Here is a 17284-nt window from a genome sequence, read left to right as displayed (position 1 = left end):
ATGGTAGCTTTAGTCGCGGTGATCTTCGATGGTGGCGATAACGAAGCGGGCTACACCGTAGAGTAAGGTCAGTAGGATTAAGAGCGTGAAAAGGTTGTAAGGCCGATTTGGGTATAGAGCGCTTTGGGCGAGAGACGGCCGAACAATGGTTACGAGACTCCTAATCTTCTTGGACGCCTCGATCCTTGCATTTTCTAATGCAGCGACTGACAGTTTATAGCTTTCTTCCGCAATTCCAGCATCGACTGTCAAATTCTGATATTCGGAGGCAATGACGTTGAGCTGATCACCGCCTACTTCAGAGATGAGATCCTTTTTTTCAGCCGCTAATTGTTGCTCGATGGCCCGAATTTTCACGGCTTGCTGGCGGACTTGTGGGCTTGTTTTATCCAGAGTTGACAGCAGAGCCTTCAAGGAGGCGCGCTCCCTGGTCAAAAGATCTTCTAGGCCGGCTAAAGTTGCCGCACGAGATTCTGCGGAAGACTTGGCGTCCAACAGTTTATTGGCGCTTTGAAATGCTATGAGGATATCTCGTTTTTCCACATAGTTTCGACGAGCGTTACCCAATTCATGTTCGGCAAATGCGAGATGGTCGCGCGCAATTTTATGCGAAAGTTCATTAACGAATCGTTCACTTTCATTCAAAATTTCGTCGACCATGGATTTTGAGAGCGCGGGATCCGGGGTCTGGACTTCCACCTCCAGTATGCCCGTGAACTCATCGAAATGAGTCTGCACGATACGACGGTAAAACTTTAGCAGATCTTCCGCGGGAGCGTCCTTGCTTAAATAAAATAATGGATCGGTCCAGCGCCCAGAGTAAGCATCAGTCCAATTCAATTTTGTTTGCAGATAGTTCATCATGTCTGCCGACACGATGAAGTCTTGTACGAATAGTGTCTCCTCGCGCGAAGTGGGATTAATACTGCCCACAAGCAATGCTAGGCTTGGAATATTGGCTCCAGCGGCTTCATGTGGTTGGCGAACAACCACTTTTGAAGTGCTCGTGTATCGGTCCAGCGCAAAAAAAGTGTAATATATGCTAATAAGCGCAAAAGGTATTACGACCATGTAGACAAATAAAGGGATCTTCTTTAGCTTTTCAACGTTCACCACGAATATTTCCGAAAGTGCTAGGCTTGATAGGCGGCGATGCCGGCTTCTACGTCATCATAAATGTGTACAGTGCCATCATTGACGTACAGTACAAGATTGCAAAGTCGCCGAATTTCTTCCATTGAGTGACTGACCAATATGATGTTGGCGCTCTTCATTTTTTCGGCGAATACTACTGTAGACCTCTTCCGAAATTGAGAGTCGCCAACAGACATGACTTCGTCGATCAGGTAATAATCAAAATCAAAGGCCATGCTCAAGCCGAAAGCGAGACGCGATCGCATGCCGGACGAATAAGATCGTACCGGTTCATCAAACCACTTTCCCAAGTCTGCGAAGTTCTGTACATAGGCAATGATTTCTCGCATTCGCGGGCCAACTGCGCCATATACTCGGCTGACGAATTTTACGTTGTCGCGTCCGGTCATGCTCCCCTGAAATCCGCCTGTTAGACCAACGGGCCAGGACACGCTTCTATCTGTCACAATTTTACCGTGATCAGGTGTATCTGCACCTCCAAGCAAGCGCATCAAGGTGGATTTGCCTGAGCCATTGCGTCCGATCAAACCGATATTTCTTCCCGGTGGGACGGTGAAGGATAGATCGCGAAATACATATCGACGTCCGCGTGGCGTCAAATAGGATTTGGTGACGTTTCGTATTTCAAACATTTTATCAAAGCGACATTAGTCGGCGTTTGCGGAGCCGGTATGCGGCACATGCGGCAAAAGAGGCGACAATCGTACAATTTACGACAAATTCAATCGAAATGCCTGGATAAAGCCGGTAATATTTGAATGTCGAATAACGTATAAGGTCAATAATGTGCAAGTATGGGTTCCACAGTAGATAATCTATGATCGTGTGTGGAAGCTTGCTGATAGGATAAATAACACCTGAAAGAAGATATAGGGGCATAAATATCAATGCCAATATATTGCGCAATTCCGGTGCGGCCTCTGCAATGAGTGCAAAAAATATTCCAACAGCAAATGAAAATATTATTCCTAAAAAAAGAACAAACAGCCAGCTGAATGGATCTTCGATTTTTGTGTCATATCCATACCAGGTTAGGCACATATAGAGAATTAGGAATACTATCGTGGCCACGCATGTTTCAACGATACAGCGTGCAAAAAAAGCGTCGGCAGGTTGAATCTGCTTATACGAAAACAACGCCTTATTGGCGTCGACACTCCCCATTATTTTTATGACTATGTTCTTAAAGAGCAGAAACGGTGCTACACCCATTAAGAGAAAAACTAGAAAATCATAGCTTTGCGTAGGAGCGGTACGCAATTTCATGATGGTGCCGAGCACGATCATATGCGCCATGGGTTCCATTACGACCCAAAACGCGCCAAGGCGAACGCGCCCGAACCTGCCTCGCATTTCGCGCAGAACAAGGGCGAATATTACGGAGCGAGTAATTTGAAGAGGGGAGCGAGTATGCATTACTGGGGTTTGCGGTGGAGTCGCGCCGATTGTACAATGCCGAGCTAACTTTCGGCTCTTTTGACTCACAAAAGATGTTGCCAATTCTGTGTGTCAATACAATTATTAGGCTATTTCGAACAAAAATCGTGTTTCATGTGATGAAATCAAACTTTGGCAGGCGAGAGAAGGGCTGTTGGGGCATAGATGGCCAGGATTAGGTCTGGCTAAATAAAATGAATAAAGACGTACTGCAATTGTAATATGGAAATGCAGCCAAGTTAAGTAATCGAGTGGCTTTGCGTGCTTTATTTTCCCAATATGAATTGGAGAGTGTGGATTTTGTTGTTTATTAAAAACTACTTCGCCAGCCTAAAAAGGCGAACAGAGCTGAGCCTCCCTTATGGCTCATTGAAGATCGGCTTGGTTGCCGATAACCTCACTCAGGCCTCTCTGGAATCGGAATGCCAAGTGAGGCATCTAACCCCCAATAATTATCGAAAGATATTTCGGCAATGGAAACCTGATCTGTTGTTTGTTGAGTCAGCTTGGCAAGGTATTAAGGAGACCTGGAAGTATAAAATAGCGAGCTATCCAGGCCATGCGGAGCGGAACAACTATCTGTTGCACCAGATGTTGAGTGAGGCACGCGACGTTGGAATCCCGGCCATCTTCTGGAACAAAGAAGATAATGTTCATTACGATCGGTTTATCGATAGCGCCAAGTTGTTTGAATATGTTTTCACCGTGGACGAAAATTGCATCCCTCGATACCAAAGTGATGTGCCGTCCGCTCGCGTCATCCAACCGCTGATGTTCGCTGTACAGCCGCGCTTTCATCATGCTGGCGTGGCTACGAAAAAGATCGGCCATAGCTGCTTTGTGGGAAGCTATGGTGCGCACATACACCCGCAGCGGCGGCAATGGCAAGACCTGCTATTCGAAGTATTTTCCAGATTTGGTCTGGACGTTTATGATAGAAATTCATCGAGAAAGGCGAGTCACTATAGATATCCCGTATTCCCTGGTCTGACCGTGCGACCGAAGGTTCCATACTCGTTGACGGCTCAGCTCTATAAAAGCTATAGATTCAATTTGAACGTCAATACGATAGAAGCGTCACCGACGATGTTCTCCCGTCGTTTGATAGAAATTCTGGCCGTAGGCGCTGTTGCTGTCTCGACGCCATCATTGGCGGCTTCCCGCCATTTTTCCGAGTGTTGCAGTATTGTGAGTTCGAGACAAGAGCTGGAAGCCATCGTCCAATGGTCCGCGGCGCAATACAATGAAGCCCTTGAGCGTGCTCGATATGGAGCAGAACTTGTGGCCAATCATCACACGTGGATGCATCGTTTGGAGCAAATAGAAGCAAGTGGCTGTTTTTGACGTTATATCTGAACTTGAAAAATAACTTCGGTCGAAGGAGAGGAAAAGGCGAGCTTCGTAGTTTCTATATACTCAAATCTATCGCTTCCTACTGTATGCTGCCGCGTCTCAATCCACGTACCTTGTTCGTGTGTGGAAACTATTGCAATGATCTTGCCGTTCTTTCTCAGAACGGCACTCGTGTTCTCGATCAGAGCTGTTATTCCTGGAGATAAGATAAAATTGTGTTCTATCTCGGCTTGAAGTTCGGCGTCTCGTTCCGATTCTATTGAATCGATTATTTCAAGCAATGATCCAACCAGACTGAAAGTGCGTGCTATTTTGTATAACGGGACTCTACGATGGACCATCTCAAGATGGAAGCCTAATGAAGTTTCGTAGTATTGCAGTATTTCACTGCCGGAGGCCGGCTCTTGCGTATTACAGAACGGGAAGTGGGGTAAAAAGACGGTGCTGTGAGACGAGGCCGGCAGTAGAGTGGAATCGATTTCAGGCGTATAAACAGTATATCCAGGATCATCGAAAATAAGATCGCCGCCTACCTCGAGGCAAAAAGAAAGTTCATCGTCTTGCTTATGGTTGGCCGAGTGCCATGTACATGTGGCCGCAAAATGAAGATCCTTCTCGAATGGAGCGCTCTCTCCCATAGCCCTTCTTTTATAGAAAAAGAATCCATCCTGACAATAAAGTCTATTGCCAACGTTCCCAAGTTGGCTACTCTCCACAGGAGACATCAGAATTTCGGGGTGCGCCTGGCGTATTGAAAGGGCGGGCTGCTTTAACGTATCACCAAGTGTGAAATACTCGCCACAATCTCGTAAAGCGAACGCCAAGATATTACGTGTCTCACGCTCTAGGACCGCACGATATTGGCGATTTACGCGAGAGTCCTGCCCTGTGCATAAATCGAGAAACTCAACTGCGAGTGGGTAATTAAATTCCTGGTATGAGATCGAGTGTTCGCGAGTTATCCCGTTTTCGGTGAACATCTCCAACAAGGTTTCATGGCCTCGTCTGGATATTTCTGAAATATCAATGTTTGACTTATAACTGTTATTGATCTTAGCCAGTTTCAATAGAGTTATATCAATCATTAGGCCATGATTATGGCCTTTTCTATACATCTCTGGGTTCTGTAGGTTTTTAATTTCCTCAAACAATATTAAGTCGCATAACTTTGCGGCCTCCGTATTGCCTTGTCCCAGAAATTTATCACGAAAATTCAATATATGGTTTACACGTATTGTCGCCGCGTGGTCACCCCGTAACTCGTTATAGTGGGGGTTGCGAATGCCGCGTTCGCAGTGAAAATTATAAAAGTTTCGCAGGATTTCGGCCGCCGCAGAAATATTGTCGCGCGTGGTAACCCAGCGCAAGCTCATAAAGTGATGACGCCACGAGGTCGATTTGTACGGATTTGTTCTCCAATCTATGGGAAGCTTGAGATCGATGGGAGCGTATCCTGGGTGACTTACTCGGGCGATTGTCATGTCTATTTATAATATATTTTTGGGCTTGTCAGGCGTATAGCCTGTCACCGAAAATCAAGGAAAACTGAATCTGCGTTAACCGAGTGAGTTCCTCGAGAAAAGATCTATATATTCTTGCTTCGTCATGTGCTTCAGGGCGGGAAAATGAGTCCGATATTGCAGACAGTTTTCCGGCGTGATTTGACGACGAACTACCGCAGGTGATCCTGCCGCGACGCTGAAGGGGGGGATGTCATTAATTACTACAGAGTTGGCACCTATGATGCTCAGCGTTCCGACGCGGACACCGCCTAATATTTTGCATCCAGTAGCAAGATATACGTAGTCCTCAATTTTGGGAACGTACCGCGAACCAGGGTTGTCCGTACTTCTACTCGACGTATTTGTTTTTCCCCCAAGGGTTGTATTGACACCGATTACAACGCCTTTCCCTATTTCAGCGGCCGCATGGAGCACGACTCCAATACCACCATAGCCAAAAGATGTATTTTCTCCAATCGCTACAGTGTTGGGTATTGAGGAGTTATGAAGGAGATAGTTCAATTGAACGCAGCGTTTGGCAGCTTGCTCGTTGCCTGCTGCCTGGAAGCGTTGGCCCATTTGCCAAATTCTATATGAGGAAGGTATTCCTCTGTCCAGATACCCCCCGAATGATTCGAGCCATGGGCTCACCGCGGCGTCATAGGGTTGCGTATTATCATCTGTCGCCGGCGTTGATGCGTGAGCGATAGCCACTGGGACGGAATCTGTCGACGAACACGCGGTGGCCAATTGTCGAAGCAGCGAGGCCGTGAGCCTTGCTCGTCGATCTTCCGGAGTATTTTCTGCGATTTGTGCGGCATTTGAAAGTCTCCGCCGTCTATCATCATCATTGATGTTAGGTGATAGCGTGCTAGTCAAAGCCTCCAGGGCCGTCGTAAATGCATAGCATTGCGCCTCCAAAGCCGAAATCTTGCTTCGCAGCCGACTATTCTCTTCTATAACTTTAGCTATCGCGGTGGGGGAGAAGGACTCATTGACCATGCTTGTTTGTCTCGTTTAAATTCGCGTAACTCGCTGCCTCATCGCATCTAAATCGCTTGCATAAAGGGCAGTTTTACTCGCCCGGGAGGAGAGCGTTCGTTGCCAGTTTGATTGCTATGCAAATTATGCGCTAGCTTTGTTTGTTAAAGTCTATTCTTATCAATATTTCTGAAAGCATTTCTTGTGAGAAAGAAATAAAGTCAATGGCGTATGCTGGCTCTATCTTTCCGGGCACAGTGGATCTCCAGGCTCCAAGTGTTGGAGCGTCAGTGCCAATAGAGATTACCCTTTGCATGGGACAGTTTTTATTGAGTTGGGATAAAATTAATCTATTTCCAGTTTTTCTGGAGAAGATGTATATATCGCCAGATTCATTTTGCTCAACTTTCTTGTCTGTGGGAACGATAAATCTCTGCCGATATATGCCATTGCCGTCTTTCTCCGCTTGAGTTACTGATTCAGCGGCCTTGCTGGTTAGTGGTGAAACCCTATCAGAAAGAACAATCTCGGCAGCGGCTCGATCGTACGTCAATGATCGAACAGATTCAAAGCCTTCGAACATGTGAGTTTCGGCCGTGATCGAAAATACTTTGTTATCGTCATTGTGCTGCAAAATGCGGGGCGCAGACTTGGGCTGGGGAAGTCTGCGTGACACTCGGGCATGGATCGGACTGGCAAGACTATGAGCATTGTGTGATCGGGCGTAAACACGGAATGGATCCGTAGGAGCATGCTTATAGAGCCCACCGTCGACAATCCAGTCTTCACCGGCACCGAACAGCACAAACGATAGATCATCATCATGGCGGTGGTAGGTCGAGAGAAAACCGCATTTGAATACGATGTGCACTGACGACCGAAAACTTGTCGCGTCTGAATGTTCGCTTCTCACCATAGCCCAACCAGATACGGGGAGCACCTTGCTTAGAGCTTCCGGCGCTCGTCCTCGGGTTCCACCGCTGATCGAATATAGAAAATTCTGATATTCCGACGATGGGTCCCGTCGAAGAAAATCTTTGACTATGAAATCAGCAGTATCTCCGATGTGAGGGAGTTTCCCATCGGGTCGAACAGAATAGGCAAGTGCGGAGAGGGCGGCAGTAAAGCGTTCCCGTTCCATGCCGAAGTCGGACGATGAGCCGAGTAGTTTTCGGATTGCGTTTTGAGCCTCTAATGCCTGTTTCAATCCGTATACGAGATAGCCAGGGCTATTCTCTACATGCCCTCCGTCAGTCGCAAACGCATGGGAAATCTCATCTTCCAGTCTGGACAGAGCAAGATCTAAATATTGCCGATCTTGGCCTTGGCGATGAATAAAATAGACGGATATTTCGACCAGGACCAATGCTTGGTCGAAACCGTGATTCGTATGTCGGCTATAAAAGCTAGTGACCGAAAGCTTTTTTTGATGTTCTGCGAGGACCGATTCTAGACGTGCAATACTGATCTCTTGACTGGAAGCTGTTCTGATTTTCAATGCGATCAAGAGATCGAGTATATTGCGTGCACGCAATGCCGTGCCATGGTCGTGCCATATATCTTCAGCCTCGGGATTCTCCGAGGCGAACTCCCACCATGAAAACACTGCGCTTACAGCGAAGCTCAGTGCGTTAGACTCCGGCGCTTGTTTCGAATGTGCAATAAGCCATGGTATGAACACCAACTGGTGTACATACCATTTCCATGTGCGATTGTGGAATGGATCGGCATTCCAAAGCAATGGAAGAGAGTAATGGAAATCGGCAAACCCGGCGATACGTAGTGTTCCGTTCTCAATAAGCTCCTCTGCTGCCGCAATTGAGATGGGCGACGGCTGAGTGGTTGTGCGCCCGGCTATATATGAGTCGAATGATTGTTTTGGGAGCAGTGGAGGCGCGGGCATCTGGGAATTCTCCGGTGCCGTTGATCCATTGCCCTCAGTGACGGCGGTGCGCAGCAGAGTTATGAACTCAGGGCGATTCCGATCGGGAATTTCGAAAGGATTTACTGGCGAGTCGTTGGCAATCAGGTCATTAGTAGCAATATGATGAACGATAAATTTTTGCTCAGAAAAAACCTGCCGGGCGACGGCGTACTTTCTTTCCAGGGTGCTGTAAATATTGAAATGGGGTGAACCCGAGGCGCCACGTTCAGCTGAACGTAGCTCCACAAGAATTATTTTATCTAGCAGATCGTTAGCAGCGAGCTCTGCCCGAATGCGGCGTAATGCTTGGTCCCACCCTTTTTCATCTTCGATGACTGTTGACAGCGCCTGTTCCGCCAGTAGCGGCTTGACGTGTTTCCGAAATTCTGGCGATGTGGTATATAGCAATCCGTTTGAATCTTGTACGATGCTATACCATTCCGCCGTAAGATCGAACAGAATGATCTCCGGTTGGTATTTGCGAATCTGTTTAAACCAATTTCCGCATAAATCTGTCTGAATAATCGAGTCGACTCTTTCGGATACGGCAGGCACGCGTATGGTTTGTTGCCCGTTGGGCCGCCGGCAGGCGGCATCGTACACCAGGATGCTGGATCGAGCCGCATTTGGTAAAACAGCAATTCCTGCCTGGATTTCGATGCTTCGCCGTAGATCGATGTCAAGATATAGGCCGCCGAAAACAGCGGCACGCAGTATTTTCATATATTTTATTGCGTAGGTGCAGGCCTGCCGCGATGGGTGCCGGCCAGAATTGCAAGCTCTTGTTTTATAGTGTTGTCGAAGCCGCATTGCGCAGCAACCCTCGCGGATGCACGTTCGGATTTGTCGAGAAAAATTTGCGGATTTTTATACATTTCTTCGATGGCATTTGCCATGGCAATACTGTCCTCTGCCGGGGCCAGATATCCGCACGCCGCATCTACAAATTCTGGAATTGCTGCGACTGAATTGGTGATCGGCACTAGTCCGGACGACATCGCCTCATCGCGTGATACTCCTTGGGCGTCCATACGCGTAGGTGTCAGGAAAATTCCGTGATTGGTATGGACTTCCGCAATTTCTCGTTGAGACAAAAATCTCTTGTGCAAATGAACATTTTCGAAATGAGAAACCGGTTTGGTGACATCGTCGAACAGATCGCCATCTCCATACAGATTGAACTGAAGTTCGGCGAAGTAGGGGCGCCGGGATAATTCCAGAATGCAGTTCACAGTTAGATCGTTTGCATATTTTCGACTTGCATACGGCCTGATCGACAATAGCTTCAGTCGCTGGGACGGACTTTTTTTGTGGTACGCAAAAATGCTGCTGTCAATATAGTTATGAATGATCGAATAGGATGCGTCAGGCAACTTGACGCCCAGATCGCCAGCGACTTCGTCAGCGAAGTACTGGGAGACGAAGATCAGGTGCACGTTGGGATGGGGTTGTGGCTGCAGGACTCTTTTCCAGAACTTTACACGTTTATCGCTCAGTTTTTTCTGGCGTGTTACTTCATCCTTCGACATTCTCTCGAATTCGAATTCTCGCCGTTGCCATACCTGGATCTCTGCGCCATGCACCCATATGTCAACCTTTACCTTGTCCAGGTGCTTTTCGAGCACAGACCACATCTTTTCATCGAGAAGATGTACCAGCACCTTCTTGTACTGCCCGCTAGCCAAGGTCTGGTCAAGCAATTCCAGATCTCCGCTGACTACGTCGATTCCTTCAAACTCTCGATATGGCGTTTCCTGCAGATTGGTCAATCGGAATACGTCAACGTCAAGACCTGCCTCGCGATAGGACCGAACGCGGCTGTGCAGGAAGCCATAGCGATACAGATCGTCATATGCAGGATACTGCTTCGTTAGCACGAGATATTGGGAGCGGCTTACGAGCGTAGCTGGTGGCTCGCCGTGGGACCCTAGTACCAGGGCCTCGATGTTGCCGCTTCCATTTCCTTGGATTCGGAATCCGAGCCTTATCTTGACGCAATTCGGCGGAATTGCGAGGGTGTGGCCACCGCCTATTGGATTCATCTGATGAGCAATTTTCTTGCCGGCCTGATCTTGGAATTCGAACACCGATCTGATCTCCTGGGAATCAGAGGTCACGACTTCGAAGTGGCTATTCAACACGAGATTGAGCTCGTCCCGGGTAAAGATCTTCTTCGCATATAAATACGCGAACTTGTCCGGCGGCATGGTGCTGCGGATATTTAGTTTCCCGTCCTTCAAGCTCATTTGGATTTGTTTGGAAGCAGGCGCCGGGAGCACAGCATGCAATTCCTGTGCAGTAAGCCTGGGCAGCGTGTTATCACCATTGCGATCCGAGGTTGGAGTGTTCTTTATTTTTTCCGCGATTGGAATCAAGTCCGCATAGAATGACGCGCCGCTATCTCGAACGGCTAGGTCGGAGCAACGCTGCTGGGCGTCGAGAGGTAAAGCGGTGTGCGGTGGCAGGTCGCAATAGTTGAATTCGTCTATGGCAAGCGCGTCGACCGGCACCTGAGTCGCCTCCATTGCACAAATGTGCTGCAGCTGTTCGGGGCTCAAGCTGGAGATTCTGTACAACGAGCGATTTATTGCAGCGTTCGTGCTAGCACGGTATTGCTTGCCGTCGTTTTTCAGAATGAGGTTGCCATCCGCTTCGAATACATAATGGGCAGCCTTTGTGTAGGCCGCGGCATCGGAATATTCGCGAGCCAGCGCAAGGTCCATGAGATAGTGCGCACCATAATAAGCCTGAGGGTGCATGCCTCCGATCAGCTCGAAGCTGGATTGCGACGCAAGGACTGCAGCTGTCATGTCACCAACACTCGAAAAGACATGTACACCTGGAAGGTCTACCCCCTTGGCTCCGTCAGTTGGGGACACAATATACAGGGTCTTGGCTGCGTGGTGTTGTCGGGAGAAGGCATCAATGACCGTGTCGCGCTGGGCCGCATTTTTTGCGTAGGCTACGACAAGCACGGAGCGGACGTGCTCTTGGACTGGTTGGCCGGCGAGTTTTGCCTTTATGTATTGCACGCGTTGTCGATAGGTATGCTGCGACATAACCTTACGCAATCCCTGGAGTCGGAACTTGCGGTAAGTGACTTCATCAGCGCAGATCGGCTCGAGCTGGGTCCGGATCTGGTCCGCGTCGTCAGAACATACTACCAAATCGCCAAACATAACTCGTACGCCGCGCGAAAAATTGCTTACTACCACGGTATTGGAGGCAAGCAATTCAAAAACACGTCGCGCATACATCGTCTGGGATTGCTTGATGGTGTTCATGTTCACCCCATAGCGGTATCCCTTATAGGCTTTATCGATCTCGGAAAAGGGCAAGCTGCCCAGAATCATCGAAGAGTATTTTTCCGGAAACTCGTAATGCGGGTGCGGTTTGTCGTAATTCCGATCGTAGATTTCTACGGGTTTCAATGAGGAGACAGTATCGATAAGGGCGGCGAAATCGCGCTGGCGTTCCGGATACCGCAGGTAGTAGGAGCCCGCAAAGTTGAAAGCGTCTTTGCGATCGAATTTTTCGATCGGGTTGTGCGTTTTCGGTTGCGCGGCAAACGGAAGCAGGGAAACGCGGTCGTGGCCAAGCGCGGCCTTGTATTTGGGCAAGCAGTCCACGTCTGTGGTGAATACGTGGTCGACTAAGCCCGCTACCGGAATGAAGGTGCTGAAATGGACAGGGTCTTCCTTGTTCCAGAAGATCGAAGGAATACCCTTAGCCCGACAATGTGCGAGCAGGCCGGTGATCTCGTCCGTGCAGTTGCTGATAATGCCCTTCCAGCTGTCGTCCACGCCTTTCCACGCGGACTCGATAAATACGAGATCGGGCTGAAAGTCGTCGACTTGCGTGCGCCAGTCTTCGGGGCGAAGCTGGAGCAGTTCGCACTCTGGAGCATAAGAGTGAAAGGTAAATTCGTCCATGATCCCTGCGACCTTCAACTTTTGTTGTTGAAGCAGGAAGTCGGCTACCGATGCAGGAGTGACGATCGAGGCTTGGGGCGCAACTTTGGGTTCTGCGCGGGGAGTAGCCTTGACAGAAGCGGACGCATGGGATGCCCCTGTTTGCTTCAAGAGTTTGCGCTTGCGCCGTTCCTTGCCATCTTTGTGTATGCGGATTAATTCGCCGGGGAGACCGATAAACGATGACCAGGACTTGAAGGCGTGAAGTAGAGCATAGCCCAACTGGAAGGAGAGGGTTTTGCGCGTTTGCTCAACCTGGAGCAGGGCTTGGGCCTTCTGCTGCTCCAGGTTGCGGATACGGCGCTCAAGATGGCGGATTTTTTCTACCGCTTCCTTCTCTTGCGACTGCGATTCCCTGAACTGCGTCACGAACTCTCGGCCCTTCATCTGGGCTTCTTTCAGTTGAGCCGCCGTCATGTCAACGCGCTTTTGCGCTTCTGCGAGTTGTTTCTGCAGTTGCTGTATCTCTTGAGCACTCGCTGCCTGGGTATTGCGCTGAGTTGTGCGTGCTTCCGACAACTGGTTATTCAGCGTCTTCAGAGACCATTCCATCGATTTGTTGTCGGCTTGCAACTGGGCCTGCGTTTGTGCCATCGACTGTCGTGTTGCAGCGCTTTCGGCGATCGACGCTTCGAGCGTGTCTATGCGGCGCTTTGCCTGTTCTCTTTCTTGCTCGAGGGCTTTGGCCGTCTGTTGCGCGGCCGTTTCGATGTCAATAATGCGGGCATCGGTCTGCTGCTTCTCCGCAGCCAACGCTTCTCGCGCATCGCGCAGTTCTGCGATTTCCTCATCCAGCTTCAGAATGGCGCTTTCTCGTTGCGACACCGTCGCGACAAGTTCGTCGATGCGCGACTTGCCTTCAGCGATTTCTTCCTGCTTGGCGTTGAGTGATTGCTGCAACTCTTCGATCCGCTTGCCGAAAACTTCCTCTCGGGCGGCTGAGGTCGCTTCGGCGTCCTGGAAGCGCTGCCGCAGCTTGTCGAGTTCCTGGCGCGCGGCAGTGAGCGCCTCGGCTGCGCCCGATACTTCGGCCTTGGCTTCGGCAATTTTCAGCTCGGCATCCTGCTGCGCCTCCCGCATGGCGGTTTCGCGCTGCAGCTTTTCGTACCGCAAGACTGCGATTTCCTGCACCTTCTCCAGTTCAAGGATACGGGCTTGAGCCTGCGCGTGCGCTGCGGCATGTTGCGACGTGACCGCTGCTTCCTGGCTCTCTTTTAACGCAGTCTTCAACTGGCGCAATTCGTTTTGCGCTATCGAAGCCGAGTCGCGTTCGGCATGCTGGATCGAATCGAGCTGCGCCTTTAGCGTGGCCGCCTGGGTTTCATGTTCCGCCTGCAGGCGGATCAACTCGGCCAACTGGGCGTTGGCTTGTTCCAATTCATGGCGCAATTCCTGGGCCTGGCTTTGCGCTGCGTGCAACTGGCCTTTGGAGGCTTGCTGCAGCTGCGTGACGGTGCTTTCCGCCTCCTGGATCAGGCTGTCTGGCCAAGCATTAGGGGCGGGGAGTCGTTCCAGCACCTTGAGGCGGGCGTTGGCGACGATGACGAGCACATCCCCGAACAAACGGACCTCAAGGGTTTCGAAGTGGCGAGCGAGCAATTTCATTGGCTCGCGCAGGTAGTAACCGGCTCCGGACGGAGCGAGGGCGCCGAAGGGCCAGAGCGAAATCAGTCTGCCGCCTGGTTTCAGCTTGCGAAATGCGAGCTCGACATGATCACCGGGATGTTCTTCCTGGATCAGGCTTTGCGGCAGCAGCACGGTGTCGAAGGTGCGATCGATCAGGGTATGGTTGCTCTGCAACGATCCCGTCTGCAGTGTGATGTTGCGTTGGACCTGGGCGGGCTCCTCTCCGATGAACGAGCTGGCCTGCGTCAATGCGGCGCTACGAGAGCATAGTCCGACGACTGCCTTGCCTTCTCGCGCAAGCAACATGAGGATGGCCGCCTGACCGCAGTCGGCATCCAGGACGTATTCGCCTTCCACCTGGCTGCAAATCCAATCCAGGCATTTCTGCGTTTTCTGCATTACGTCCACGCCCAGTTTGCCGGCGTAGGCTTCCCATCCTCGTTGCTGCATCGTAAGTACGGCTGACATAGCTCTCGTCGTAAAAAATGAGGACACTCTCTCTAGCTTGCCTTGCTAGGATGAGCGTCCGGGGTCACGGCTAGGCGGGTGGTTCCTGATCTAGTCGCCGCCTGCCTGATTCAGGGTCAACGTTTGGAGGGCAATCCCACGACGTCGACCAGATGGGCGCCTTGCTTGATGGTCAAGGGCATCTCCGAGAACTGGCTATGCTTGACCAGCACGGCGACCACGTCGGCTTCACGCAGTGCTTGGTCCATGGGTGCGAGGGCGCCGCGTTTGAACGATTTGGGCAGTTCGTCGATATACGGCTCTACGTAATAGAGTTCGCAATCGACCTTTTCGCTGATTTCCTGAGCGATATGCAGGGCGGGGCTTTCACGCAGGTCGTCGATATTGGGTTTGAACGCCAGGCCCAGCAGCGCGACCTTGACCTCGCCTCGGGGCGTGCCGTGGGCTTCGACCTTGTGAATTGCTGCCTCGATCTGTCCGAAAACCCAGTGCGGTTTGGAATCGTTGACTTCGCGGGCGGTGCGGGTTAGGCGCGCCTGCTCGGGGGTCTTGTTGACAATGAACCACGGATCTACCGCGATGCAGTGGCCGCCGACGCCCGCGCCGGGCTGCAGGATGTTTACCCGCGGATGATGGTTGGCCAGGCCGATCAGTTCCCACACATTGATCTGCAGCTTGTCGCAGATCAGCGAAAGCTCATTGGCGAAGGCGATGTTCACGTCGCGGAAGGCGTTTTCCGTGAGCTTGGACATTTCCGCGGTGCGCGCGTTGGTTTCGAGCAACTGACCTTCCACGAACAGCTTGTAGACGGCCTTTGCCTTCTCGGCGGAGATCGGGTTGATACCGCCGACGATGCGGTCGTTTTCAACCAATTCGCGCACGACCTGGCCGGGCAGCACGCGTTCCGGGCAATAGGCTACGTAAATGTCGCTGTCGATGCTGCCTTGCAGAGGCAATTTCAGGTCGTGACGCAGTTCCGACAGCCATTGAACCATCTGTTCGGTAGTGCCGACCGGGGAGGTGGATTCGAGGATTACGACGTTGCCCGGGCGTAACACTGGGGCGATTGCTTCGACCGCAGCTTGGATATAGGACAGATCGGGTTCGTAGTCGCCTTTGAACGGGGTGGGCACGGCAATGAGAAACGCGTCCGCAGCTTCCGGCTTGGTGGTCGCGCGCAGCCAACCTTCCTTGACCACCGACTGCACGATGCTCTCGAGGCCGGGTTCGACGATATGGATCGCACCACGGTTGATTGTATCGACCGCATGCTGATTGATGTCGACGCCGACGACCTTGACCTGGCGGGAGGCGAGCATTGCCGCAGTGGGCAGGCCGATGTAGCCGAGGCCGATGACCGAAACGGTGGGGGTAGTAGTGTTCTGCGTCATTTCGAGCTTTGCTGGGTTTGAAAGTGGTTCAAGAGCGCCTGGACGATGCGAGGCGAGGCTTCTCCATCGCCGTACGGGTTATGGGCATAGGCCATTTTCTGGTAGGAGGCTTCGTTGTCGGTCAGGTCGCTTACCGCTTGGACGATACGTTGCGAGTCGGTGCCGACCATGCGCACGGTTCCGGCTGCAACGGCTTCGGGGCGCTCGGTGTTGTCGCGCATGACAAGCACGGGCTTGCCAAGAGAGGGCGCCTCTTCCTGAATGCCGCCAGAGTCGGTCAGGATGATGAAGCTCTTGCCCATGAAGTAAACGAAAGGTTCGTACTCCAGGGGTTCGATGAGGTGCACATTGCCCAATCCCGTAAGCAGGCGATTCACGGGCTCGCGCACGTTCGGATTGAGGTGCACGGGATAGACGAATTGCATTTCCGGGTAGCGCAGCGACAGTTGCCGGATCGCCTCGCAGATCGCTTCGAAACCGCCGCCGAAGTTTTCACGGCGATGCCCGGTAATCAGCACCATGCGTTTGTCGTCGGCGAGGAACGGGTATTGCGCATGCAGAGCATCGCGCAACGGTCCGTTCTCCCTGACTTTGGATTGCACAGTCAGAAGCGCGTCGATAACGGTGTTGCCTGTCACCAGGATTGCCGCTTCCGGCTTGTTCTCGGTCAGCAGATTCTGCCGGGATTGTTCGGTAGGCGCGAAATGCAGCGCGGCGAGCACGCCGGTGATCTGGCGGTTGGCTTCTTCGGGCCAGGGCGAATAGAGGTTGTGAGTCCGGAGGCCGGCTTCGACGTGGCCAACCGGGATACGGGAGTAAAACGCTGCCATCGAGGCTGCCAATGTCGTGGTCGTGTCGCCGTGCACAAGGACGTAGTCGGGGCGGAAATCCTGGAGCACGTCGCGCATGCCTTCCAGCACGCGGGCCGTGACGGAATATAGATCTTGCCCGGGACGCATGATGTCTAGGTCGTAATCGGGTTTGATGCTGAACAGCTGCAGCACTTGATCAAGCATGTGTCTATGTTGGCCGGTGACGCAGACACGCGATTCGATGTTGGCATGGGTGTTGAGCGCAGCGACGACGGGAGCCATTTTGATGGCTTCCGGGCGCGTCCCGAATACCGTAAGAACTTTCATGAACGACTAAGGCTCCAAAATTAAAGAGGGTGCTTGATTCAACGCATTAGAGAGGGTTGGCTAGCCCATGGCTACGGATCTACTAGTTCGGCCACGGAGGCTGTTCAGTCCCCAGTAAACTTTGCAGTATGGATCAAATCATGTTGCTGCGCCGCGGCAATCTGTTGCAAGGCACTACATGTATTTCATAATGAACGTCGATTCGGGGCTAGGTGGGCATAATCCTGCAGAATTGACTGTGAGCGCAGTGTATCGAGGCAATTCGGTAAGCGATGTGACGATGGAAATGTATAAATTGAAAATGATGAAAGCACATGTACGCGATGTTCGCGCTCGA

Annotated in this window: 10 protein-coding genes; 1 reads left to right on the top strand and 9 read right to left on the bottom strand. The window is 51.3% G+C overall.

The genetic code is table 11. From position 1 onward, the window contains the following. Positions 1-9 precede the first annotated feature (9 nt). The 3 genes from JL37_RS28890 to JL37_RS30275 are packed head-to-tail and all read right to left on the bottom strand — an operon-like array spanning position 10 to position 2571. Positions 10-1116 carry an ABC transporter permease gene (locus tag JL37_RS28890; protein ID WP_043548721.1) on the bottom strand — a complete coding sequence of 369 codons (1107 nt, stop codon included), beginning with the start codon at positions 1114-1116 and terminating at the stop codon, positions 10-12. 17 nt (positions 1117-1133) lie between these two features. Beyond that, positions 1134-1787, bottom strand: coding sequence for an ABC transporter ATP-binding protein (locus JL37_RS28885; protein ID WP_043548720.1), 654 nt, complete (start codon positions 1785-1787; stop codon positions 1134-1136). A gap of 4 nt (positions 1788-1791) precedes the next feature. Continuing rightward, positions 1792-2571, bottom strand: coding sequence for an ABC transporter permease (locus JL37_RS30275; RefSeq protein WP_081955252.1), 780 nt, complete (start codon positions 2569-2571; stop codon positions 1792-1794). A gap of 282 nt (positions 2572-2853) precedes the next feature. Here JL37_RS30275 and JL37_RS28880 point away from each other — a divergent pair, with 282 nt between their 5' ends. Then, a complete protein-coding gene (locus JL37_RS28880) occupies positions 2854-3936 on the top strand; it encodes a glycosyltransferase (RefSeq protein ID WP_231570451.1) in 1083 nt (360 codons plus the stop codon). A 2-nt stretch (positions 3937-3938) separates the two neighbouring features. On the opposite strand, the gene JL37_RS30270 is transcribed toward JL37_RS28880, so the two are convergent. From JL37_RS30270 to wecB, 6 genes are all read right to left on the bottom strand, one after another. Further along, positions 3939-5318, bottom strand: a complete 1380-nt coding sequence (locus tag JL37_RS30270) for a heparinase II/III family protein (protein ID WP_197064664.1) — start codon at positions 5316-5318, stop codon at positions 3939-3941. A gap of 183 nt (positions 5319-5501) precedes the next feature. Next, the gene (locus JL37_RS30785) at positions 5502-6449 is read right to left on the bottom strand and encodes a hypothetical protein (protein WP_197064663.1); all 948 of its coding nucleotides are present in this window, start codon (positions 6447-6449) and stop codon (positions 5502-5504) included. Positions 6450-6579: 130 nt separating this feature from the next. Then, positions 6580-9075 (bottom strand): heparinase II/III family protein, encoded by a 2496-nt coding sequence (locus JL37_RS30260; protein WP_197064662.1) that lies wholly within the window; start codon positions 9073-9075, stop codon positions 6580-6582. A gap of 5 nt (positions 9076-9080) precedes the next feature. After that, entirely contained in the window at positions 9081-14417 is a 5337-nt protein-coding gene (locus JL37_RS30255; RefSeq protein ID WP_081955249.1) for a glycosyltransferase, read from the bottom strand. A gap of 116 nt (positions 14418-14533) precedes the next feature. Next, positions 14534-15808 (bottom strand): UDP-N-acetyl-D-mannosamine dehydrogenase, encoded by a 1275-nt coding sequence (wecC, locus tag JL37_RS28870; RefSeq protein WP_043548719.1) that lies wholly within the window; start codon positions 15806-15808, stop codon positions 14534-14536. Next, a complete protein-coding gene (gene wecB, locus JL37_RS28865) occupies positions 15805-16947 on the bottom strand; it encodes a non-hydrolyzing UDP-N-acetylglucosamine 2-epimerase (protein ID WP_043548717.1) in 1143 nt (380 codons plus the stop codon). The genes wecC and wecB overlap by 4 nt, the downstream gene beginning before the upstream one ends. Positions 16948-17284: the final 337 nt, after the last annotated feature.

The organism is Achromobacter sp. RTa (genome assembly GCF_000757485.1).
In the GTDB taxonomy this organism is placed as follows: Bacteria; Pseudomonadota; Gammaproteobacteria; order Burkholderiales; family Burkholderiaceae_B; genus Achromobacter.
The sequence above is the reverse complement of the archived record's forward strand: the minus strand, read 5'-3'. Positions and strand labels throughout refer to the sequence as shown.